Here is a 25,251-nt window from a genome sequence, read left to right as displayed (position 1 = left end):
ACATGACCCAGCCGCCTTCAACTCGAGCACGCAACATATTAATGAGGCAGCGTGACAGCGTGAGTATTCAGAACGATATCAGCATCCAAAGCACTCATGTCGGTACTCCCCGTATTCATTTTAAGCGCTCAGCGTTCTGTACCGCGCTAGCTACTAGCCTAGTCAGTGTTGCACCTGCGGCATTGGCTGAGACAACCGACACAAATATCACGAATCCATCGACTAGTAATCAAGTCGCTAAGACTGAATCAGCTAACAATCAAACGGCTAATAACACATCAGGCACATTATCAGACGATGATACCCAGCTCGATGCTGCCCTAGATGCACTACGTTTAAAAAAGGCAGTGGAGCAAGGCATTATTGATCAGTCGGTCTTGGATGACTATAGCGAACAAACACTAGGTATCAAAAAATCAGGCGCTAACTCGTCATCTTCTCAGAATGACAGTGCCCGAAATAATAATCAGAATAGTGGCCTGCAAGATTCAAATCGTTTCGACGAAGATATGTACGCAGAAGGCATGCAAGCAGACCTATCTAACGATGATTTGTTGCAGCAAGCAACGGCGATACAGCAGCAAGGCTATCAGATGATGACGCCTGAGCAGATTGATCGTGAGTTGGCTGCGATGGATTTGCAAAACGCTCAAGATATTGACAGCATTAACAATGACAGTGCTTTTGATACGCCAATTGCTACACTAAACGACACAGCGCCGCCCATCGGCTTAGATGTTGAGCTAGATGCGACCGACTTATCTGCACCTAGCAATCTTGACACATTAGGCAAAAGTGAAGCAGCAGCAGAACAGGCAGCCACAGCTGAAATTATGTCACGTCCCATTAACGTGAGTGACTCTGTCAGTAGTGGCAATGTCAATGCAGCAAATGGTATTAATGACGAGATAATAGCGGGTAATAGCGATATAACCGATGGCGGTAACATGCCCTCAGATGTGATTGATCCTGAAGACTACCTACCGGATTATCAGAATGATACTCAGGCCGTCAATCAAAGCATCGAGCAAGCTGATCAGTCAAAACCACTCGCACGTAATAAAAGCAATATTGTTAAACGTCTTTATAACCGATTGTTCAATGGCGGCGCAATGGCATTGCCTAGTGTGGAGACCACGGTTTATATACAACAAGCTGCTGGCGAAGCCACGGTTAATGGTCAACCAAAACTCATCAAAGCTGACAACGATATTCAGCCAATGAAAAACATTAAAGCGGCCCTCGATGACACCTCAGTGCGATCGGTCATTGATTTTACAGCGGCGCTGCCGCGTCTGCGCCAAACAGCATTAGATGCTGCTAAAGCAGTGGGTTACTATGATGTGACGCTTAGTCTACGTCAGCCTACGCGTGATACGATCAATGTGGTTATCGAAGAGCTGGGCGAGCCTGTTACTGTAGACAGCCGTATCGTTGATATCCGCGGTGAGGGCGGTGAGCAAGAAGAGTTTGTCGCGCTTGAAAAAGAATTACCACCGCAAGAAGGTGATATTTTTAACCACCGTGTCTACAAGAGCAGCAAAGCCGCGCTTGAATCTTTGAGTAATACTTATGGATATTTCGATCAATATTGGTTGAACAAATCTGTCGATATTATCTTACCAGACAACAAAGCGGATATGTCTTTGGTCTACAACACAGGCGACCGCTACGAATTTGATGATGTTGTTTTCTTTACCTATGACAAAGAAACTAACACGCTGACACAAGACCCTGACAAACTCCCAGTAGAATTGTCATTATTGCAGCAGTTGTATGAGTTTGCGCCAGGCGATCCTTTCTATCGTCCGTCAGTGACAAAGTTTAGTAATGACTTATCAGCGACTCGTTATTTTAATATGGTCAATGTCGAATCGATATTACCGCCAGATGACCGGAGTGAGGCCAGTACATTGGCATTTGATAATGCACCTGCCAATAGCAATGCTATATTGGATGAGGATGTTGATAATGATGGCATCTCAGATATGACTGGAGATAACGCTACTCTAGCAGCATCCAATAATCGTTTGGCTAGTACAGAAGATAAGGGTAGTAGTACTGGCGTAGAGAGTGAAAGTGCCTTGGGTGACGGTAGTGGAGAGACTGTCAATGAAGCTGATATTGCTGCTATCGAGTTTGAGGCTGATGAAGAAACGCTTGATAAGCTACAAGCCGTTAAGCAAAAAGCGGAGCGCCTAAGTAACTTACCTGATAATCGCGTACTAGATGAAAAAGACCAAGAAGCTGATAACTTATTAGGCAAAATTAGTGATTCAATTAGCAATGTTGCCCAAAAAATATTCCCTGATGATGCAGACTTCACCGTTGATGAGGATTTCGTACCGCCAACGCTGGCAGGACGTAAAACACCACAAGACGTTGTGACAAGCAAAAAAGTACCGTTATACGTTTTTGTATACGCTGACAAGCCACGTGATGCTCAAGTTGGTTTGGGTTATGGTACTGACACAGGCGTTCGAGCAACCGCCAAGATAGATTATAATCTGCTTAACCGTCAGGGCTATCAAGCAGGCGCAGAAACGGAAGTATCCAGAATCAGCAAAAACGTCGCTGTCTATGCAAGCCGCCCTTGGAATCACCCGCTCAATGACAAATTAGATGGGCGTCTTACTTATGAAGAAGAAGTCATTGACCAAGGCAAAGGTAACTTCGATTTATCTACCACCACATTAAAAGCGGCTTTGGCACGTAATATTCGCCGTGATAGTGGTTGGAATCGTAGCTACTCTATGCGTTATCGTTTAGATGAGTTAGAGACTGGTGTTGACGGCGCTGCGCGTGATGATTTACCTATCCGCTTTACCTCGTCAAACCCTAAGCAGCAAGCATTGCTGTTTGGCTATGGCATGAATAAAACCGACACGGATAGTGCGACCAATCCAACGCGCGGTATGCGTCAGTATTATTCGATTGAAGCAGGTGCTGACAAAGCGCTGAGTGATACTGATTTGGCAATCGTGCGTGCTGGTGTTAGCGGTATTTATAGCTTTGGCGATGACAAAAAACATCAAGTGCTTGGTAGTTTGAATGGTGGTTATATTTGGGCAGATGATTTTTATGATGTGCCGTATAAATTGCGCTTTTTCGCAGGTGGCGACCAAAGTATTCGTGGCTATGACTACGAGAGCTTATCGCCACTAAATGATAAAGGCTATCTGACAGGCGGGCAAGTACTGGCGGTTGGTAGTGCAGAGTATAACTATGAGTTCAAACCAGGTTTTCGCGGTGCATTCTTTACCGATGTTGGTAACGCGTACGACAAAGACTTTGATGCTGAAACCAAAGTTGGCGTCGGCGTTGGTGTGCGCTGGGCCTCTCCTGTCGGAATGGTACGTGTCGATGTCGCGGCAGGGGTGACAGAAGACAATATTCCTGTGCGATTGCATTTCTTTATTGGCTCACCGTTGTAGATGCTCGCTTTATCAATGTACAAACAGACTGCCTAAACCGTTTTATTCATTACTTATCGTACCGATTGCTGGTCATCACTTTTTAACGTAGTTGAGTGTCATGCTGACAGAAAATACCCCGCCTAACAATGCACCAGATGAAGATCCAGCACAGCGCGATGCTCGTGCGGTTAGGCGCTGGTATCCGCTATCATTTTTACTCAAACTACTGGTGCTGGTTATTATCGTACTAGCGATTATGTTTGCGATATTTTTTTATGCAGCAGGTACTGATGCGGGTACTAAGTTCATTTTAGAAAAAGTCAGCGCCGAGACAGGTATCGATTTTAAGTATGGGCGTGGTAATCTGCGTGACGGTATTTGGGTGACAGATATCGATATTGAGGCCACTGAAGATCTTGAGATTTTGGTGGACAAAGCCTATGTCAAAATAGGCTGGCGTGCGGTATTTGCAAAAGAAGTGCATCTGAGTGATGCCGATATACAGACCATCGAAATTCTGAATAAGAAACCAGCGACTGGCGAACCGTTTGATTATAAAACCCTAAAGTTACCAGTCAATCTACGTTTCGATCAAGCAAAAATTAAGAAAATCATTTATAAGCAAGTAACCAAAGATCCTATTGTTATCAATAACATTACGGCTCGCGATCTGACATGGGTTGGCAGCACTGTGACGGTCGGTCGAGGCAGCTTACAATATGCTGATATTGTAAAAGTCAGTGCCTTACAAGGTGAGGCAGATTTACAAGGCGACTACCCACTGGATCTGAGCGCGATTGTAGAGGTGAGTGCGCTTGAAAAAGCTTATATCGATCCATTGAATATCACGGCAACAGGCTCGCTAAAACGTACGGTTGGTAACGTGCGTAGTCGCTATAACGACAGCGACGTTAGCGGCGATTTTGTGGTTCAGGGCCTAGATGCAGGCGCACCGTTTCAGGCAAAACTGAAGTGGGATGATATTTTGGTGCCTTATGCAGATGACCAAAACATTCACCTAAAAAGTGGTATGGCTACGGCATCAGGCGTTATCTCTGAGATAAGGCTGCGCATCAATACAGAGCTGACTTCTAAAGATATTCCTTCGGGACATTATCAAGGGCGCGCGGTCATTGCAGACAGTCAGTTGCGTATTGATCGTTTAGAAGCCGACGTTCCGTCTGGGCGTTTGGTAATACAGGGTATATTAGGTTGGAAAGATAGCTTTAATGCGACGCTGCGTGCGGCTGGTAGTAACTTTGATATTCGCCGTGCTATTCCTGACGACTATGCTGATTTTAAAGCGTATGCTCCGCAAACGCTCAATGGCAGATTATCGCTACGCTATCAGCAGCAGAACAGCAAAGGTAATACGCAGATTGATGCAGATTTGCGTCAGCGCGATGGTGAACATATCAATGCCAATATGATCCGCGGTAAAACCTCTCCTAAGTCTAAGCAAGTGGCACCTTGGTACGTTGATGCCACATGGCAAAATTTGATCCGCCGTGATGTACCAAGCATCGGCAATATTGACAGTCCTCGCGGTCAGGCAGATGTCATCGTTCGTGGTTCTACTGTCTCAGTTAATGCCAATGCAGTGATCAATGAGCTCAACGCGGCGCCCAAAGGCAACTATGATGTGCGCTTGCGTAAAGCGGGCGACGTCATTGATATCAACCGCCTCAATTATAATGGCATCGTAGGCGACCTATCAGGCACCGGACAAATTCAGCTAGCAAATAAAAACCGCCCACTGGCGTGGCAAATCGATGCAGTGACCAAGGGTTTATTGCCTAAAGAGTACCGTAGCGATTTACCACTTGAGCGTTTAACAGGGCGCTTGAGTGCTCGTGGTCGATTGCTAAATATCACCAAAAATGGGGTGAGCGGTCAGCGCCATATGATTACTGTCAATAATACTGACTTGCAGGCACAGCTTGATGCCACGCAAAACGGCCGCGCGATCGGTATAACAGGTAGCGGTGATGCCAGTGTCGATATCGTGGGTGGTGAGTTGTCTGTATTTGACGCACGTTTTGATGGTCAGATCGATACAGCAGACGTACCAAAAGGTCGTCTATCAATTGATGCAGCGGGGACGCCAGATCTGATTAGTATCCGCAAACTAAATTATAATGGTGAAGCTGGAGGAGTGAATGCCAAAGGCGTCATTGATTTGCGTAACAATATCGGCTGGACTGTCGATGGTCGCTTTGACAACTTCAATTTGGGTTACTTTTTACCCAATAATCCAGCAATCATCACAGGTGATCTAACAACCAGTGGCGAGTGGCAGGCTGCGCCTAAAAACAGCCCAAATACCACAGGTACATTACAGCGTTTTGCCGTGAATTTTGATGGGGTCTTGGATGCCGAGCAATTACCAGCAGGTAAGCTCAATATTGAGGTAAGTGGTGATAGCCAACTGATTCGTATCAAGCGTTTCCGCCACGTGGGTGCAGCAGGTAGTATCGATGCCACAGGTACGGTCGATGTGCGTCAAGGCATTGCGTGGGACATCAATGCGGTGATGGATCGCTTCAATATCGGATATTTCTTAAAGGATACACCAAGCCTTATCACGGGTACTATCGATACGGATGGGCGCTGGGGCGATACACAGCAAACGATCAATATCAAACAAATCAATCTGAGCGGTATGCTGAAAGGCCAGCCACTTAGTGCTAAAGGTAGTTTGGCCGCAAAACTGCGCTTGCCAAAAGACTTAGCCAGTTATTTCAAACGTCTACAAACACAAGATGCCCAAGCACAGTATAAGCAAGTGAATGCATTGATCGATAGTTTAAATGCTGACAACTTGATACTGCGCTGGGGTGACAACTATGTCACTGCTAATGGTAATGCCAAACAGCTACAAACCAAAATTAATATCACAAGCTTAGATCAATTATCGGACAAACTTGCTGGCAAAGTAACTGGTGGAGCGACTTTGTCTCAACCAGCAGGTCAGGCACTACCAACGATTTATATCGATTTGGTCGGTGAGCGCATTGCACTACCGGGTTTTATTTTGCGTCAAGGTCGTATACGTGGCAAGTTGGTTAATCTAGCCAATAGTCCAAGCCAGCTTATCGTCAGCGCTGAAGGTCTGGATGCTGCGGGACAAAGCTTCGATAGTGTTAAAGCTTCATTTAACGGTACAGAAAAATCTCATGTGGTTGATCTCAATGTGGCCAATAAGCAACTGGACATTGGTGCCAGACTAAAAGGTGGGTTTGATCGAAATACGCTACGTTGGTCAGGGGTCATCGGTAAAGGCCGCGTTAAATCCAGATACGCTACCCTAAATCAATTACAGCCAGCACAGCTGATTGTGAATTTGCCTAATAATCAAAATGGCAATAATACAGATCTCAAAGTACAGTTGGCTGCACATTGTTGGCAGGCCGCGGACCAAACGGGCAAGCTATGCTTACGCAAGAACTTAGTTGCTTCTCCAGCCAGTGGTGAGGTCGATGTGGCATTGCAGAATTTAGATACGTCATTATTTTCAGTATTCTTACCAAAGGATATTGATTGGCACGGCAAAATTAATGGTAAAGCCATTGTCGGTTGGCAACGTGGTCGTCCGCCAACCATTAACACGACACTATATTCAGATAATGGCAAAATCGGCTTGATTCAAGACGGGGATAGCACGCCTGTAACACTGCCTTATAAGCGTGTTTCACTAATCGCCTTGTCGGTGCCAGAAGGTATCAAGCTGCGTACCGACATCAATACGGGTCGCGGTGCGCGCGGTTATGCTGAAGTCGTTGTTGATCCTTATAAAACGCCGAAACCAATCTCTGGTGCGCTCGTGTTAAATGAGCTTGATTTGGCCATCTTTAAGCCTTTCTTCCCAGGCATGCGAGTACTAAAAGGCAACGTTACAATGGCAGGAGGACTTGGCGGTACGCTAGATAAGCCGCAGTTTTATGGTGATGTGAAACTCTCTAATGGTCGCATTGCCATGCTAGACTTGCCAGTGAACCTGACCAATGTTAACACACAGGCCAAAATTCGCGGTACGCAGGCGACTATTGATGGTACGTTCAAAAGCGGTACAGGAACAGGCACACTGACAGGTACGGTCAATTGGCAGCAAAAGCTACAAGCCAAATTGAGTGTTGTTGGCGAAGGGCTCGTCATTACGCAGCCGCCTTTACTAGTGGCTGAAATCAATCCTGATATTGACATTATCGTACGTCCAGGCGACCGCTATGTGGACATTAAAGGGGCAGTCAGCGTGCCGTCAGCAACCATTCGTCCACCAGAAGCCAGTGAAGATATTGTGACTCAATCTGAAGATGTGGTTGTGCTGGATCGTCGTTTGATTGGTAACATCGATGATGTATTGGCAATGTCAAAACCTTGGTCTATCAATGCTGATATCGGTGTCGATTTAGGTGATGATATCAACTTCCGTGGTTTTGGTGCCGTCATTCCATTGGCTGGTGCGATTAATATTAACCAAAATGGCACGGGCATCATGCGTGCAAAAGGAGTGGTTCAGGTCTCACGTCGTACCAACATTAATGCTTTTGGTCAGAGCCTAGAGCTCAATTATGGTCAAGTGCGCTTCAATGGCGATGTCATGAAGCCTAGCTTGAGTATTGAAGCTGCAAAAACCATTAATGGTAAAACAGTGGGTTTTCGTGTCAAAGGTACAACTGAAAGCCCAAATATCATCGTCTTTAATAATGCAGGTTTGACCCAGCAGCAAGCAATGAATGCTTTGGTCACAGGCCGAATCGATAATAGAAGCGCCACACAAATTAGTGAGCAGGGCTTCAAGTCACAAGTGACCAACAACTTGGCAGCCGCTGGACTGAGCTTTGGGCTTAGCGGCACACGAAACCTTACCAATCAAATTGGACAAGTTTTTGGCTTACAGAGTTTGACCGTTGATGCCTCAGGCAGTAGTGAAGATACCAATGTCAATGTCACCGGTTACGTGACCCCTGACTTGTATATTCGCTATGGCGTCGGTGTTTTCAATGCTCAAAACAGTCTCTCTGTTCGCTATCAGTTGACTCGCCGTATCTACGTAGAAGCCAGTTCAGCGGCCGAGAATGCGGTAGACGTGGTCTATAGTTGGCAGTTTTAAATGACGTATTTAGTAGGCGGTTAATTTATAACGAACATTATTAGAAAGCGATTTTTATTATTGCTATCCAAAAAAAAACGCCTTGTAATGAAGGCGTTTTTTTATAAGTGCAGTGAGCTTAGTTTAAAATTATTTGGTCAAAATCAATCGGTTGTTACGAGTCAAACGTAGTCGATACTCTTCACCTTCATGCTCAATACGTACTTCTTTGGTCAGGGCAAATAGATGCTGCGACTGTAGCGTTGGCAGACGATTTTCACGGCAGTTTAGATAACGAGAGATAACCATACTCATGGTGAATTCCTTTTGATAAGAAGTGGCTTAATAAAGTAGCTATGTCGTAATGGGCTTTAACGATAATAATTATCATTTAGATTGAATAAATTTGCAAGGTAATTGATAAAATAAAATGCAGTCATTGTGTAAACTTATATGAGGCTGGCGTCACAAACTGCCACAAACTGCCACAAACCGCCGATATTTGAGTTTTTACCTATATAAAAATCTTGAGAGGCTTGTTGGAATGATATGAAATCTATGCAGGCTCACCAGAATATACAAGCAAACAATTAAAAAGCGGCCAAAACAGACCTAACAGAAGAGGACAATGCTATGCCAAGTGAAACCAACAATCAGGCAAAAACTAAAGACATAACCATCGTCAATGTTGCGGTTGCCGTTATTCATTATGAAGACAAGTATTTGCTTGGGTTCCGAGATGCGGCTCAGCATCAGGGCAATCGCTATGAGTTTGTAGGCGGTAAGATAGAGGCTGATGAGTCAGCAGAGCAGGCATTGATTCGGGAGGTCGTTGAAGAAACAGGTATTAGTATTGCTCAAAATATTATCGTCAAGCTTGGGCGTTTGCATCACGACTATGGTGACAAGCAGGTGAGCTTGCAGGTGTACAAAATTGAGTTAACTGCACAGCAGTATGAGCAGCACAAAGACTGTGAATATGGCCTAGAAGGGCAGGCAATGACTTGGGTTGATAAGTCTAAGTTACTAGCAGGAGAGTATCATCTGCCCGCTGCCAATAAAACTATTTTGAAGTGGCTGAAACTTCCTGCAAAAATAGCGATTACGTATCCACTTGCTCATTTTTCTGCCCAGCCAAATTCCGCAGCAGCATGGGTACACTATCATCGAGAGCGGTTGGCACCAGAGTCTTGGGTTTATATCCGACTAAAAGCGTCTGAGTCAGAATATATTGCCGAGCAGCTAATGGATGTGCGTCCAGATATCCTAGCGATTTTGCCGTACGACAATGACTATCAGCACGCCAAAACGACAAGTACAGATGCATTGGTAGAGGCAAAAACCAATCGTTCGATTGTCGCTAGACACCTGACGCATTCGGGACTAATGGAATGGTTCAATGTTACTCAAGATATTACAGACTCTGAGCAGTTGCTCTGTATCTCAAGTGAGCATCCATTGATAGTCAGCTGCCACGATATTACCAGCATTCTTGCCGCTAATAAACTTGCGAGTATGCGCATACAGCAGCAGTTGCCGCCAGTGATTGGCACTTTTTTGTCTCCTGTACTTATAACTCAGACGCATCCTGATACGGTACCACTTGGCTGGGAGGCGTGGTCAGCTTTGGCGCAGTTAGCTGACATGCCAGTCATTGGTCTGGGCGGCTTGGCCCCTGTCATGATTGACCAGACATTAGCGCACGGCGGTGTCAGTGTCGCAGGTATTCGTCAGTTCCACGAATAAAAAACCAGAAATGAGTGCCAATTAAGCAGCAGTACCATTCACTTGACTATGTTTGCTTATTAAAATAAGTAAGTATAAATAACTGATTTTTAAGTTATTTATCCAGTCAGTAACTATGTGATTATGATGTGTGCATACCAATGCATAAACACATAGTTATTTACAAACCGTTGCGTTTCCCTACATTGCACTACTGTTTTAATAGTCCAGCTGCCCTTAACATATATTGCATATCTACAGCACATTGATTCTGATTTTTATCAGTGAACTGATTACTAACGAATTTATCAAAAATTATAATAAAAAAGAGCGTTTGTAGCAGCAGAGTTTGGATCGATAATTAATTCTAAAACTCAGGTTTATTATAGAATCAATTCGGATAAATGATGTAGATAACGTATTTTAACAGTCACTATTAATAATGGTATCCCTATGAAAACCAATAAGTTACCTGATTCAGCATGGTCTGACTCACGGGCAGCTGGTTCTCAATCTCAGCAGCCTATACAGTCAAACAGCTATAACAACGGTCGTCATGCACAACAGACAAAAAATGCTAGTAATGATGCAGACTATAGCCACAAAAAACTGAGCAATGAAAACTTGAACGGCGAATATTCGCACCATCTGGCAGAAGATATGTCTTCGCAAGACAGCTATTTTGGATACAAAAGCGCCGACAAAAGCCTTACTAAGGCAAAAGAGTCCGCTATGAGTAACAGCAAAACAAATCAACATCTGAAAAATAGCGATAAAGAACAATTCAACATTGCTAATGGCTACAAGCGATCAGCAATGCTGAATAAAGACGAGCCGCTAATCTCTGAGCTTGTAGACGACCAAGCAAGTAATTTGCAAGACAGCGCTAAGCAAATCCTCGATACATCATCAACCACTATCAACTCGTCATATAAAGACATACCGGAGCGTATATTTATGAATGGACTTATCAAGCATACAGGCATTGCGTTAGCGATCATCATACCGCTAGCGGCATTTTCAGCCTATGCTGCAACGCCGCCCACTAATATGGCTACTGCTAGTAATATGCAAGATAATGCGATGAGTAGTGAGACAACGACGCAAATGTTATCTGTTAAGCCAAGCGATATTATCTATAAGTCTGCAAGCACGCCAACGACAGTGGATAGTGTCGATCTCAATGAATACGCTGGGACATGGTATGAGATCGGACGTTTACCGATGTATTTTCAACGTAAATGCGTAGGCGATGTAACGGCAAACTATACGCAAAAGACTGATGGCTCAGGCATTGTCGTCACTAACAAATGCGTGAGCGAGGATGGTTCAGGTATTACGGCAGAAGGTTTGGCAAAGCCAGTAGATGAAAGTGGCAGCAAACTAAAAGTGACGTTCTTACCGAAATGGATACGCTGGATTCCAGTGGGCCGTGCTGACTATTGGGTGCTAGCACGTGATGCAGACTATAAAACTGCGCTAGTAGGGACACCTGATAAAAAATACTTATGGTTATTAGCACGTTCGCCAAATATCAGTCAGGAAACGTATACTAAATATCGTCAGATTGCCCAGCAACAAGGATATGATTTGAAAGAGTTTACATTGACGTCTCAGAGCAACCAAACGGTGAACTTAGCTCAATAATAGATACAATGAAAATTATTGCTTCAATTAATTAAGCTCTATGGCAATTATCATTTAAATAACGTTCTAATAAGGCAGCATATATGGCTGCCTTTATTTTTATCTTTGTCTATATATGAGTCTGTATATAACAACAAAACCTATTATGCACACTAGCTAATCGGTTACTACTGGCAAAATGAGGCATTTTAGGCTAAAATCTAGGCGATTTGAATACTCTGACGTCAAGAACTGATATTGATAGTGGTTGATTATCCTATTAAAGTCACCACTTAGAGCATACACGACCTATCTTATTTATATTTCTTCATATTTTATCGATCATACATTACTGACCATAAGGATGTTTCTCGTGAGCAACGCTGATACCTTACGCCAATTACATCAAGACCACTTGAAAAATTACAACAATCAAGAGCAACAAGCTATTGAGCTTATGGGGCTATTGAGCAAGCTCTATAATGAGCAAGACGTACAAGTGACTTTATTTGGTGAGACGCTAGATTCTACCTCAGTTGGTCAAGTACTTGCACTACATCAAAAAGTAGCATTACGCGACCAAGGTGCCAAATCTATCGATATTTCTGATACTTTAGCAATGGTAAAAGTTATCTCAGAAAATACTGATATCCAAGCCACTCGCATCGATGTTGGTCAATTGATTGCTAACGATACTGACTTACAAACGGCTCTACAGTCTGTCAACAACGCTGGTGCCGTGAATGGCGCAACGGATGTTGTACTTTACGGTTTTGGTCGTATCGGTCGTATCTTGACTCGTCTACTATTGTCACAAGCGTCAAGTGCAAAAGGTCTGCAACTAAAAGCCATCGTTGTGCGTCCAGCTGCAGCTGGTGACTTGGCTAAGCGTATCTCATTGCTTGAGCGTGACTCAATCCATGGTAGATTCTTAGGCGGCATCACTATCGATGATGACAATAACGGCATGATTGTGAATGGCCGTTTTGTACAAGTCATCTATGCTAAAGACCCAAGTGAAATCGATTATACTGCTTATGGTATCGACAATGCGCTAGTTATCGACAACACCGGTATTTGGAAAGACGAAGCGGGCCTTGGCAAGCATCTACAGTCTACTGGCGTGAAAAAAGTACTCCTAACAGCACCTGCTGGTGGCGATATCAAAAACGTCGTTTATGGTGTGAACAATGACACTGTTGGTGACGATACTATTGTTAGTGCTGCGAGTTGTACGACCAATGCGATTACACCGACATTAAATGTACTAAACGATGAGTACGGTATTGTAAATGGTCATGTAGAGACTATTCACTCATTTACCAATGATCAGAACTTGGTTGATAACTATCACAAAGCAGACCGCCGTGGTCGTAGTGCGGTGATGAACATGGTTATCACCAGTACTGGCGCAGCAAAAGCCGTTGGTAAAGCATTACCAGAATTGAACGGTAAGCTAACGGGTAATGCTATCCGTGTACCGACACCAAATGTCAGCCTAGCCATCTTGAACTTGAATCTAAAAACAGCACCAGCAAGCGCTGACGCGTTGAATGAGTTCTTGCGTAAGATTGCTAACAGCAGCACGTGGCAGTCGCAAATTGCTTATACCGATTCTACAGAAGCCGTATCTACTGACTTTGTTGGTACGACTCATGTTGGTATCGTTGATGCCCAAGCCACTATCTTGACTGATAACCATGCTATCGTATATGTTTGGTATGACAATGAAGTCGGCTATAGTACTCAGGTATTGCGTTTAGCAACGCAAATGGCAGGTATTAGTTACGCTCAGGTTCCAGCATAGATTGCTCAATACGGTAGAGTAGTAACGTTGTACTGAGCATATCAAAACGATGTTCATTTGAGGACTCTGCTATAGTAGATGCGACTTTGAATAGCTTGGTATCACTTTAACTGTCATACTTAAACACCCGATAGTCCGATTGATTATCGGGTGTTATTGTCATCATGGGTACTAAGTAACCTAGTGCAACTTGGTTTTTATACCGTGCTCATTTTGTCATAAGAATATAGCACAACCCTAAAATACAACCGTTGGTTGTAACCAGTTTATAGACTGGATTGTGAATTAAGGAACGTAAGATGCGATTTATTGATGAAGCCGTCGTAACGGTAAAAGCAGGTGACGGTGGTAACGGAATCGCCAGTTTTCGCCGAGAAAAATATGTCCCACGTGGTGGACCTGATGGTGGCGATGGCGGTAAGGGCGGTGACGTCTATGTCATTGCAGAGGACAACACCAATACTCTAGTTGACTATCGCTATACTCGTCGTCATGACGCTATGCGAGCCGAGAATGGTCACAGCAGAAACTGCTCAGGCAAGGGCTCTGATGATCTTTATTTACCAGTACCAGTTGGTACTACGGTCGTTGATACCGAAACCGATGAAGTATTGGGTGATTTGATTGAGATCGGCCAGACACTACTGATTGCTAAAGGTGGCGATGGTGGTCTGGGTAATACCCATTTCAAAAGCTCAACCAACCAAGCACCGCGTAAAGCCACGTCAGGTTTTGAGGGTGAATTAAAAGTTCTTAAGTTTGAGCTAAAGGTCGTGGCTGATGTTGGCCTGATTGGTTTGCCTAATGCTGGTAAATCGACCTTTATCCGTCAAGTCTCTGCTGCTAGACCAAAAGTGGCTGATTATCCATTTACCACGCTAGTACCAAATTTGGGTGTGGTCGATATTGGTCGTCATCGTTCGTTCGTGATGGCAGATATTCCTGGTCTTATTGAAGGCGCATCAGAAGGTGCAGGACTTGGTATTCGCTTCTTAAAACATGTTGCACGTACGCGTCGTCTGCTACACTTAGTTGATGTTAAGCCTGTCGATGGCAGCGATCCAGTCGAAAACGCCCGCGTTATCCTAAATGAGCTTGAGCGTTTTTCACCTGAATTGGCCAACTTGCCGCAGATTTTGGTATTAAACAAAATTGATCAGGTCAATGATGAAGACTTGAACGCGCTTTGTACACATATCGTAGCAGAGCTTGGTTGGACAGGTATGGTCTTCCGTACAGCAACGCTGACTGGTGAAGGCGTTGATGCAGTAAAATATCATTTGATGAATGATATTGAGCTTGAGCGCGAGCGTGAAATAGAAGATCCTATATTCGCTGAAGCACAGAAAGAGCGATTTGAGCGTTTAGAAGCCGAAGTGCGTCTAAACACTGAAGCACAGCGTGAAGCATATCGTGCCGCTCGTAAAGCTGCGCGTGAAGGCTTAGATTTGTCCGATTTGGATGATGACGATGATGGTGTTGAGGTAATGTACGTTCCTTAAGCTAGTATGCTTAAGCGGTTTTACTTGAATTGTGAATTTAATCCCTACAATCAATTGATATGAAAAAAAGGAGTTTATATGGCAGATGGCATAGCAAACACGGCCGAAGAAGCAAGATTTGTTAAACAATCTCGCAACTTTGATATTCAGCGCGTTATTGTCAAGATTGGCTCATCATTATTGACAAATAATGGTCGAGGGTTGGATCGTACTGCCATATATGAGTGGGCAAAGCAGATTGCTAAGCTGCACAAAAAAGGTGTTGAAGTGCTGCTGGTATCGTCAGGTGCCGTTGCTGAAGGTGTGGTACGTATGGACCTTGAGGAACGCCCTAAAAAACTGGCAGCATTACAAGCCTGCGCTTCTATTGGTCAAATGGGACTGATTGAAACATGGTGGTCAGCATTGATTCAGCATGGTATTCAAAGCTCACAGCTCCTATTGACTCATGATGACTTGTCCAATCGTAGCCGTTATCTCAATACCACAGGCGCGCTAACGCAACTATTAGAATGGTGTGTGCTACCGGTTATTAACGAAAATGACACCATTACTATTGATGAGATTAAATTTGGCGATAATGACACGTTGGGTGCGATGGCAGCCGCGATGGTTAACGCGGATTTGTACATCATCTTGACCGATCAAGAAGGTGTGTTCACTGATAACCCACGTGACAATCCTGATGCTAAGATGATTCGTCAAGAACGTGCCATGGCTGATTATTTATTTGATATCGCAGGTGACGGTGGCAAGCTTGGACGCGGCGGTATGTTGACCAAGATCCGTGCTGGTCGTCTTGCAGCAATGGGTGGCTGCCCAACCGTTATTGTGAGCGGTGCTATCGATGATGTGATCACTCGTGTTGTCTCAGGTGAGGCAGTCGGTACACTACTGACGACTAACGAAGAAGATAAAATCATTGCTCGGAAACAATGGCTTGCCGCGCATTTGCGTATGTCAGGTAGCTTGGTCGTTGATGCAGGTGCCGCAAAAGCATTGACTGAACATAATAGAAGCTTACTACCAGTAGGCGTTGTAGAAGTTCGTGGCGGCTTTGATGAAGGTGATGTGGTAGAAATTGTTCATCAAGACACTGGTGAGCGTATAGCCGTTGGTCAGGTAAATTTCTCATCGCATGAGGCGCACCGTGTTGCCCGTGAGCGTACAGAGAAGTTTGACAAAATCTTCGGTAGTAACGAAGACCGTGTGGTGATGGTGCATCGTGACAATCTTGCGATAACCGTATAACGTATTCATGATATAGCACAGCTGTTGCTTTTATAGCTTATCTATGATTTTAGGTAAGCTATAAAAAGCTATTGAGATTTGCTTCAAGCTTAAGCAAGACTGTTTATATCTTATAAATATTTATTATTATTTTATTCAACCTATTTTATCCAGCACAGTATCCATCCATAAATATGGATACTGTGTTGTTTTGGAGATTTGTACATGAGTGCTTCAGACAAGAGTGACTCGATTCAGCAGCAATTTGCACCACTAAAAAATGACAGGCTGCTACGTGCATTACGCTTTGAGCCCATCGATACTACGCCAGTTTGGATGATGCGCCAAGCTGGTCGTTACTTACCAGAGTACAAAGCCACTCGTGCTGAAGCCGGCGACTTTATGAGCCTGTGCAAAGATACAGATCGTGCTACTGAAGTGACGCTCCAACCGTTACGTCGTTATGACTTAGATGCGGCTATCTTGTTTAGTGATATCTTGACCATTCCTGATGCCATGGGCTTGGGTTTGTATTTTGAGACTGGCGAAGGTCCTAAGTTTAAGCATCCGATTCGCGAACAGGCTGATCTTGATAGATTGCCAGTACTTGAGTCTAACGATTCTCTTGACTATGTAATGCGCGCTGTGACCAGCATTCGCAAAGCGCTAAATGGTCAAGTGCCTTTATTTGGGTTCTCTGGTAGTCCATGGACGCTTGCTACGTATATGATAGAAGGTGGTAGTTCAAAGGATTATCGTTATACCAAAGGCTTTTTGTATAGCAATCCTGATTTTTTACATCAGCTATTGGACAAGCTTGCGACTTCGGTCATTGACTATCTCGATGCACAAATTGTTGCTGGTGCTCAGATCGTACAAATATTTGACAGTTGGGGCGGGGCGCTTGGTCATCGTCAATTTATCGAGTTTTCGCACAATTACAACAAGCGTATCGTGGCTGAATTAAAGCAACGCCATCCACAAGTACCAGTGGTATTATTTACTAAAGGTGGCGGATTATGGCTTGATATTCAGGCTGATAGCGAAGCTGACGCTTTAGGTCTAGATTGGACGATGCCGCTTGACCGCGCGCGTCAAGTACTGACTGAGAGCCAGCGTGAATTGACCAAAAAACATAAGAAGCTACAAAGCAGTAAAGCCATTCAAGGCAATTTAGATCCAGCAACGTTATACGGATCACCTGCCACCATCCGCTCTGAAGTGAATGCGATGCTTGATCGCGCTTATGCTAATGGCGAAAAAACTGGCTACATTGCAAACTTAGGTCATGGTATTACCCAGTGGGTGAATCCTGACAATGCCAAAGTATTTGTCGATGCGGTACATGACTACAAGATCTAAAAGCTACGGTATTCAAAGCTATGGTATTCAAAGCCATAGTATTCAGAGACGGTAGGATTGACAGACTGGCCTTATGTTTATATGGCTTTGCGAGCTAGATAAAAATATAGAATTTATTAGATATAATGAGTGCTTACTAAGAATAAGGGATAATTTATGATTTCAGCAGCGATTGTCGGTGGTACAGGTTACACAGGTATTGAGCTTATTCGCTTACTATCTGCTCATCCTGAAGTGTCTATTGATTTGCTAACCTCGCGTAGCGAAGCTGGCACTCGCGCTGATGAAATATTCCCAAGCTTACGCGGTATCTCAGATATTGTTTTTAGTGACTTAGGTGACAATACGCTTGCGGCACTTCAGAAATGTGATGTTGTATTTTTTGCGACCCCGCATGGTGTTGCGATGAAGCAAGCAGAAGCGCTGACCCAAGCTGGCGTAAAAGTCATCGATTTGGCGGCCGATTTTCGCTTACAGTCATTGACGGAGTTTGAGCACTGGTACAAACAATCTCATGCCTGTCCTGAGCTATTAAAGACAGCAGTTTACGGTTTGCCTGAAATCAATCGTGATAAGCTTGCCAGCGCTTTATTAGTCGGCAACCCTGGCTGCTATCCGACTACTGCGATTTTGGGTTTAAAACCTGTTATCGAAGCACAAAATGAGCAAGCAGAAAGACTAGTCGAGTCTCGTATTGTCATTGATGCCAAATCTGGTGTATCAGGTGCTGGTCGTCAAGCGTCACTGGCACTTAATTATGCGGAAACAACGGATAATTTTAAAGCCTATAGTGTAGAAGGTCATCGCCACTTGCCTGAGATTGAGCAGGGCGTGGCGCAGTTGCTAGATAGCCAATTTGCCCATCGTATTCGCTTCTTACCGCACTTAGTGCCTATGATACGCGGCATGCTGAGCTCGATTCATATGGAGCTGACTGATGCAGGTGCGGCTATCGATTGGCAGCAAGTGTTTGAGGACAGCTATGCATCAGAAGGGTTTGTTGATGTCATGCCAAAAGGTATTTATCCAGACACGCGCAGTGTGCGTGCTAGTAATCGCTTACGTATCGCGGTACATCAGGATAATGAGCGCGCTGAGCTGACGGTCATTGTAGTGCAAGATAATTTGGTGAAAGGTGCTGCAGGGCAGGCTGTTCAAAACATGAATGTGATGTTTGGATTTGATGAATCGATGGGGCTGAATTTTGCACCTATCGTACCTTAACCTCGGCTTTTTTGCCGCTAAGTCATTCATATTTATGGTACTAGGTATTGATTATAAATTCCGCTATAATAACTTGCCTTTACTCTTAAGAGATACCATCTAAATGCGTGTTAAGCTTGAACGACGCTTTTTTTCAAAGTCATCACGTCTATCGTGTCAAGATTCTGTTCTATATGATTTGGCGTGCAAAACGCATTCCGACAAAAATAGTAATGGTTTTATAAGTGATATCGGTAGCACTCAACGAGGCGCGTCTACATTAGTATTGGCCCTATTTGTAGTAGTAATATTAGTGACTGCCGTGGCTGGATTGTTATTCGGGCATAAGCTGGGCTACCAGCGTGGTTTTCATTCGATGGAAACGCAAGCCCAGCAAGCGATTATCGATGGTACCGAAGCGACAAAAGCGCTAGAAGACCTGCGCCTTAGTAACAAAATCGCGACCAATCAAGCCGCGACAGCCAAGCAAGAGCTGGCCATAAGTCTCGCAAACCTAAAAGAGCTGCGTGAAAACCAGCAATCATTGACAGTAGAAAACAGGCAGGTCTCACAGCTTAATGAGATATATGCTGATGTGATTACTGAGAAAGGTGGCATGCCGCTACAAATATTGGGTGCTAAGATTGAGCCGCTGCCCGAAAATGCTTTTGAGTATGGTTTTGATATTGGTATGCTCAGTAGCGACGGCCAAGCCAAACGACTCCAGCCAACCTTGACGTTACTCAATAATGATGACCTTGTAGAAGTGCCCTTAGATCCTGCAAGCTATGTGATTGAAGGTATTGTTCGTATACGCGGTCGTTTTATGATGCCTTCAGGTTTTAAACCTTTACAAGCAAAGCTGAGCTTGCAAGCAGGTGGCCAAACAGTAGAGCAGTTGTATGATTGGAAGCTCGGTGATAATGTTGATAACATGCTACCATCACTTTTAGACTTGCCAGAAGTTGATGAAAGCCCGATTGTTCCCTAGTAAATACAAGTCTTAATAAATACCAAACAGCGATGATATAGTTGAAAACAAAGCACCATAGCTATATATAGTCATGGTGCTTGATGTTTCATCGCCTGCCTAGCTAACCTCTCTTATTCCAAACTTACCTTATAATTATACTTTGATTATGATGAAAAAAATGATATTACAAGCTACGCCAACGGTTGCTGATTGGCATTTTCCAAATATGCCTGCCCATCGTGCACAGGACGGTGACACAGAGGGTGAAACGTCGCCGCAAGCAGATGTGTTGGTTGCTGAGCCAGAAGTCGCTAAACCGCCTATGTATGCGGTGGTTATATATAATGACAATTACACGCCGATGGAGTTCGTCGTCTATATTTTGCAGTCAGAGTTCCGCCATAGTATGGACTCTGCAGTAGAAATTATGCTGACTATTCACAATAGTAGCAAAGGTATTGCTGGTATTTATCCCAAGGATATCGCTGAGACCAAGGCCAAAAAAGTAAATAGTCTGGCACATCGTGAGGGCTATCCACTATTGACCCAAATCGAGCCACATCAAGGCGAGTAAAAATAGAGTAAGACACCTTATCTTGTTCTCACATCAGCTCTCACTACTATACCTAATCGTTTTTTGTTCTCATCCAGTCGTTATAGCAGCTCACTCTCAAAGTGAGCTAAGCCATCTTTTTTTACAGCCTCGCTTTAGATACCTGTATTTGATCAAGCATGTCAGCAAGTATATCGCTCTTATAATCTTGATTTTATTATAATATATCCTTATATACTAATTAGGCTTTTCAATAATTTTTGCAACCTTTCGATCACTCGTTATTAATACCCTCGTCCATCTACTTACCTTTTATCCACATTAGCTCTTTAAGCTTCAATCGTCGCTCTCACATTCTTCTTTATATGCTCGTAGTATGCTTTGATACACTTTAGTCTGCGTTAATAGATTGACTCTGTCGAAGTATCGTGTTGATATAAAGAAAAGCGACTATGAATTATCACAATCACTGCTAACTGATAGATAGATTACAGCATTCGTCACACAGTCTATGGTCCAAATGATATATCCATGATTTTTAATTATACGAATCTTACCCTTGAACAATCGATCTATCGCCCTGATTTACTTACTAACTCATTCATAAAACTATCAATTATAAAGATAGATATAACCGTAGGAAGTTGTTATGTTAAGTCGTCATCTTGAAGTTTCTCTACGTTTAGCAATGACGCTTGCGCGCCAGAAATCGCATGAGTATCTTACTGTTGAACATTTATTATTGGCGCTATTAGAAAATACTCACGCTGCCAATACCCTGACTGCCTGTAATGCCAATGTGTCGGCACTGCGGTCTGAGCTTGAAGCGTATATCAATAAGCATACGCCAACCGTCGATGTAGACACGGAGCAGTCACCGCAGCCAACTCAAAGTTTTGATCGCATCTTGCAACGCGCTATTTTTCATGTGCAGTCTATAGGTGGTGGTCGATTGGTAGAAGGCTCTGATATTTTAGTTTCTATGTTTTCAGAGCATGATACTTACGCGGTCTATCTGCTTAAAAAACAGGGTATTAGCCGTCTTGAGCTGACCCAATATTTATCGCATGGTCAGGATAAAGAAGAGCCATCTGAGCAGCGTGCTTCTATGACTGGCGAACGCCGCAGTGCGTCTGAAAAAACCAGCAAAGATCCACTAGTTGAGTTTGCTACCAATCTAAACCAACGTGCTGCTGAAGGCAAAACAGACCCATTGATTGGACGCGCTTCTGAAATTGAACGCGCCGCTCAAGTTTTATGCCGCCGCCGCAAAAACAATCCATTGTTAGTGGGTGAGCCTGGCGTAGGTAAAACCTCTATCGCTGAAGGTTTGGCGTGGTTGATTATCAATGATAAAGCACCAAAACCTCTTAATGGTTGCGTGATTTATAGCCTTGATATTGGCTCATTGATTGCGGGAACTAAGTATCGCGGTGACTTTGAAAAACGCATGAAGTCGTTGCTTGATGCGCTTAAGAAAAAGCCAAATGCTATTCTTTTTATCGATGAGATTCATATGATCATTGGCGCAGGCTCGTCAATGAGCAGCAATATGGACGTATCGAACTTGATCAAGCCAGCGCTTGCCAACGGTGAGTTACGCTGCATTGGTTCAACGACCTTTACTGAGTACCGTCAAGTGTTTGAAAAAGATCATGCGCTATCACGTCGTTTCCAAAAAATCGATGTGAAAGAACCAAGTGTAGACGATACTATCGATATTTTACGTGGTCTCAAGCCTCGCTATGAGGAATTCCACAATGTTGAATATACAGATGAAGCGTTAGTCACGGCAGTACAATTATCAGCCAAGCACATACACGAGCGTTTTTTACCTGATAAAGCCATTGATGTGATCGATGAAGCAGGTGCATATAAGCGTTTGGGCGTCGTTCCTGATGTCGATGATATCGAAGCTGAGGAAAGTTTTATTGCGGATTTAGAGCAAGACTTTGATGCACAGATTGATGCTGATGTCGAAGGTATCGATAGCGACGCAGACAGTGATAATGAAATGCAGGACGAAGCAAAAACTGCTAAAGCGAACGATCGTGCCAAGTCGACTGATGGTGCAAAAGCTTTTAAAGCGCAAAAACCACTGATGAAAATCGATGTGGCGGATATCGAAGCTATCATTGCTAAATTGGCGCGTATTCCACCAAAATCTGTATCGAGTGATGATAAGAGTATTCTTGAGCACTTGGATCGTGATCTTAAGCACTTAGTGTTTGGTCAAGATGAAGCGATCGCGACGCTTGCCGATGCGATAAAACTGTCTCGTGCAGGACTAAAAGCACCGGACAAGCCAATTGGTTCGTTTATGTTTGCAGGTCCGACAGGTGTAGGTAAGACAGAGGTCTCTCGTCAGCTGGCCAATCTATTAGGCGTAGAGCTAGTACGCTTTGATATGTCAGAGTATATGGAAGCGCATACCGCATCACGTCTAATCGGTGCGCCTCCAGGCTATGTCGGTTATGATCAAGGTGGCTTGCTCACTGAAAAAATCAATCAACATCCGCATTGCGTATTGTTGCTTGATGAGATCGAAAAAGCGCATCCTGATGTCTTCAACTTGCTATTGCAGGTGATGGATCATGGTACGTTGACGGATAATAATGGCCGTGTTGCTATCTTTAAGCAAGTCATCATTATTATGACGACGAACGTTGGTGCTGATAGTATCAGTCGCTCGTCAATGGGCTTTACTCAACAAGATCATAGCCGTGATAATACCGAGTCGCTTAAGCGTGTCTTTACGCCAGAGTTCCGTAATCGTCTGGACGCGATTATCCAGTTCAATCCACTAGATACCTCAGTGGTTGTGTCAGTTGTTGACAAGTTCTTGGTTGAATTACAAGTGCAACTTGATGATAAGCAAGTGACACTAGAAATTGATGATGACGTACGTGATTATCTGGCTGATAAAGGATATGATCGCCTCATGGGTGCACGTCCAATGCAGCGCTTGATTCAGGATGAGATCAAAAAGCCATTGGCAAGTATGATTTTGTTCGGTGACTTGGTAAATGGTGGCGTTGTTCATTTGACTTTAGCCCCTAAAGCCGATGATACACAAGATACTGATACAGTGAAGTTAGATAAATCTTCGCAAAAAGGTTCACCTGATAGTCGGATTGTTTTGACTGTGGTCGAAACTCATGAGCCACGTTCAGACTCTGAGTCAGTGGCTAGCTAAAACATTTAGTTTGAATATAAGAGTAACGGCTACCGTAACACTACGGTAGCCGTTTTTTTGTTGCTATAATTCATCAACAAAGCTCATACGGTTTTTTGTTACTATTAGCCTTTAAAATAAGCCAATCATTGAGCACTCGTTTCATAACAAATATAAAAGGATCTACCATGGAGCTGTTTGACGAGCCGACAACCAAAACGCCAGAGCAAAAGAAGGCCATTTTAGACAACGTCCGTCTGCCAGCAGATTGGAAGGCGGCATTAGCAGATGAGTTAACGTCCGAAAATATGGACAATCTACGCGCATTTTTAAAAGAAGCTTATCAGTCAGGTGATAGCATTTATCCACCTGCGCCTTTGATGTTTAATGCGCTTAATCTCACGCCTTTATCGCAAGTTAAAGTGGTGATTTTAGGTCAGGACCCTTATCATGGGCCAGGGCAGGCCATGGGATTGTCATTCTCTGTTCCTAAAGCGATTCCTAAGCCGCCATCATTGAACAACTTGCTCAAGGAAATGACAGATGACATCGGTATCGCACCTTCAAAACATGGCGACCTAACTTACTGGGCGCAGCAAGGTGTTTTGCTACTAAACAGCTCACTAACTGTGCGAGAAGGCGAGCCAAACAGTCATCAAAATAAGGGCTGGGAGCAATTTACCGATGCAGTCATTGACGCAGTTAACGAGCAGACAGAACATACTGTATTTATTTTGTGGGGCAGTAAAGCACAAAAGAAAGGTAAGTATATCGATACCGACAAACATCTTATTTTGACCGCCGTGCATCCTTCACCGTTGGCTGCCAACCGCGGTGGATTTTTTGGTACTAAGCCATTTTCTAAAACCAATGACTACTTGGTGCAATATGGCCAAACGCCCATTGACTGGCAGCTACCGCAATAAATGCTAAATATTATGAATAGAAGTTTATCATCTTATTTTTTAGCGCCGAGCGAATTGGAGGGTATACCATTTGCATCTCTTATGTTTTGGACACTGCAAGATGGTAAATGGATGCAAGAAGCGCTTAGACTAGCGAGCCAAGGCGCTAAGCTGGGTGAAGTGCCAGTAGGCGCTATATTGGTGCATAATCAGCAGATCATTGGTCAGGGGTTCAATCAACCGATTGGCTGCCATGATGCGACGGCACATGCTGAGATAGTTGCGTTGAGAGAGGCCTGTCAGCGTCTACAAAATTATCGACTGCCACTACAGACAACTTTGTACGTGACACTAGAGCCTTGTACGATGTGTATTGGCGCGCTCATTCACGCACGTGTTGATAGGCTAGTATATGCGGCGAGTGAGCCACGTGCTGGCATGGTAGGCAGCCAGATGGACTTATCAATGCAGCCCTTCTATAATCATAGTATCCAAGTTCATAGAGGGCTGTGCGGCGAGCATAGTAGTCAACTGCTAAAGACGTTTTTTCGTGAGCGCAGGCGATTAGCGAAACAGAATAAAAACAGCGCCTAATTTAAAATGATGGTGGTGTTCTAAAAAGTATGCTGGCATCAGACGTAGCCATAATTGACATAAAAGAACACCAGATCGAATACTTTAA

General features: G+C 43.9%; 15 protein-coding genes. 14 read left to right on the top strand and 1 reads right to left on the bottom strand.

The genetic code is table 11. The features are described from left to right. Positions 1 to 2: 2 nt before the first annotated feature. Both ACHUET_RS10155 and ACHUET_RS10150 read left to right on the top strand, forming a co-directional pair. Positions 3 to 3,434 (top strand): BamA/TamA family outer membrane protein, encoded by a 3,432-nt coding sequence (locus ACHUET_RS10155; RefSeq protein WP_394212542.1) that lies wholly within the window; start codon positions 3 to 5, stop codon positions 3,432 to 3,434. A 100-nt stretch (positions 3,435 to 3,534) separates the two neighbouring features. Then, entirely contained in the window at positions 3,535 to 8,529 is a 4,995-nt protein-coding gene (locus tag ACHUET_RS10150; protein ID WP_394212541.1) for a translocation/assembly module TamB domain-containing protein, read from the top strand. Between the two features lie 129 nt (positions 8,530 to 8,658). Here the strand turns inward: ACHUET_RS10150 and hemP are convergent, their stop codons facing one another. Then, complete coding sequence (hemP, locus tag ACHUET_RS10145) at positions 8,659 to 8,817, bottom strand: hemin uptake protein HemP (protein ID WP_227672156.1); 159 nt, start codon at positions 8,815 to 8,817, stop codon at positions 8,659 to 8,661. A 324-nt stretch (positions 8,818 to 9,141) separates the two neighbouring features. Here hemP and ACHUET_RS10140 point away from each other — a divergent pair, with 324 nt between their 5' ends. From ACHUET_RS10140 to tadA, 12 genes are all read left to right on the top strand, one after another. Then, positions 9,142 to 10,254: an NUDIX domain-containing protein gene (locus ACHUET_RS10140; protein ID WP_394212539.1), complete on the top strand. Its 1,113-nt coding sequence runs from the start codon at positions 9,142 to 9,144 to the stop codon at positions 10,252 to 10,254. A gap of 432 nt (positions 10,255 to 10,686) precedes the next feature. Next, complete coding sequence (locus ACHUET_RS10135) at positions 10,687 to 11,880, top strand: lipocalin family protein (RefSeq protein WP_394212538.1); 1,194 nt, start codon at positions 10,687 to 10,689, stop codon at positions 11,878 to 11,880. 343 nt (positions 11,881 to 12,223) lie between these two features. After that, positions 12,224 to 13,666 (top strand): glyceraldehyde-3-phosphate dehydrogenase, encoded by a 1,443-nt coding sequence (locus ACHUET_RS10130; RefSeq protein ID WP_394212536.1) that lies wholly within the window; start codon positions 12,224 to 12,226, stop codon positions 13,664 to 13,666. Between the two features lie 299 nt (positions 13,667 to 13,965). After that, entirely contained in the window at positions 13,966 to 15,168 is a 1,203-nt protein-coding gene (gene cgtA / locus ACHUET_RS10125) for an Obg family GTPase CgtA (protein WP_201599774.1), read from the top strand. A gap of 78 nt (positions 15,169 to 15,246) precedes the next feature. Further along, on the top strand, positions 15,247 to 16,419 hold the full coding sequence (gene proB / locus ACHUET_RS10120) for a glutamate 5-kinase (RefSeq protein ID WP_394212534.1): 1,173 nt from the start codon (positions 15,247 to 15,249) through the stop codon (positions 16,417 to 16,419). A gap of 204 nt (positions 16,420 to 16,623) precedes the next feature. After that, a complete protein-coding gene (gene hemE / locus ACHUET_RS10115) occupies positions 16,624 to 17,760 on the top strand; it encodes a uroporphyrinogen decarboxylase (protein ID WP_394212532.1) in 1,137 nt (378 codons plus the stop codon). A 156-nt stretch (positions 17,761 to 17,916) separates the two neighbouring features. Next, a complete protein-coding gene (argC, locus tag ACHUET_RS10110) occupies positions 17,917 to 18,984 on the top strand; it encodes an N-acetyl-gamma-glutamyl-phosphate reductase (RefSeq protein WP_394212531.1) in 1,068 nt (355 codons plus the stop codon). A gap of 103 nt (positions 18,985 to 19,087) precedes the next feature. Then, positions 19,088 to 19,954: a hypothetical protein gene (locus ACHUET_RS10105; RefSeq protein ID WP_394212529.1), complete on the top strand. Its 867-nt coding sequence runs from the start codon at positions 19,088 to 19,090 to the stop codon at positions 19,952 to 19,954. A 160-nt stretch (positions 19,955 to 20,114) separates the two neighbouring features. Further along, entirely contained in the window at positions 20,115 to 20,510 is a 396-nt protein-coding gene (locus ACHUET_RS10100) for an ATP-dependent Clp protease adaptor ClpS (protein ID WP_394212527.1), read from the top strand. A gap of 628 nt (positions 20,511 to 21,138) precedes the next feature. Beyond that, positions 21,139 to 23,685 (top strand): ATP-dependent Clp protease ATP-binding subunit ClpA, encoded by a 2,547-nt coding sequence (clpA, locus tag ACHUET_RS10095; protein ID WP_394212526.1) that lies wholly within the window; start codon positions 21,139 to 21,141, stop codon positions 23,683 to 23,685. Positions 23,686 to 23,852: 167 nt separating this feature from the next. Further along, positions 23,853 to 24,590 (top strand): uracil-DNA glycosylase, encoded by a 738-nt coding sequence (locus ACHUET_RS10090; protein WP_394212524.1) that lies wholly within the window; start codon positions 23,853 to 23,855, stop codon positions 24,588 to 24,590. Between the two features lie 81 nt (positions 24,591 to 24,671). Beyond that, a complete protein-coding gene (gene tadA, locus ACHUET_RS10085; RefSeq protein ID WP_394212522.1) occupies positions 24,672 to 25,163 on the top strand; it encodes a tRNA adenosine(34) deaminase TadA in 492 nt (163 codons plus the stop codon). Positions 25,164 to 25,251: the final 88 nt, after the last annotated feature.

Origin of the sequence: Psychrobacter piscatorii (genome assembly GCF_043641605.1) — a bacterium.
GTDB lineage: Bacteria > Pseudomonadota > Gammaproteobacteria > Pseudomonadales > Moraxellaceae > Psychrobacter > Psychrobacter piscatorii_C.
This window is presented reverse-complemented; position numbering and strand designations above follow the sequence as displayed.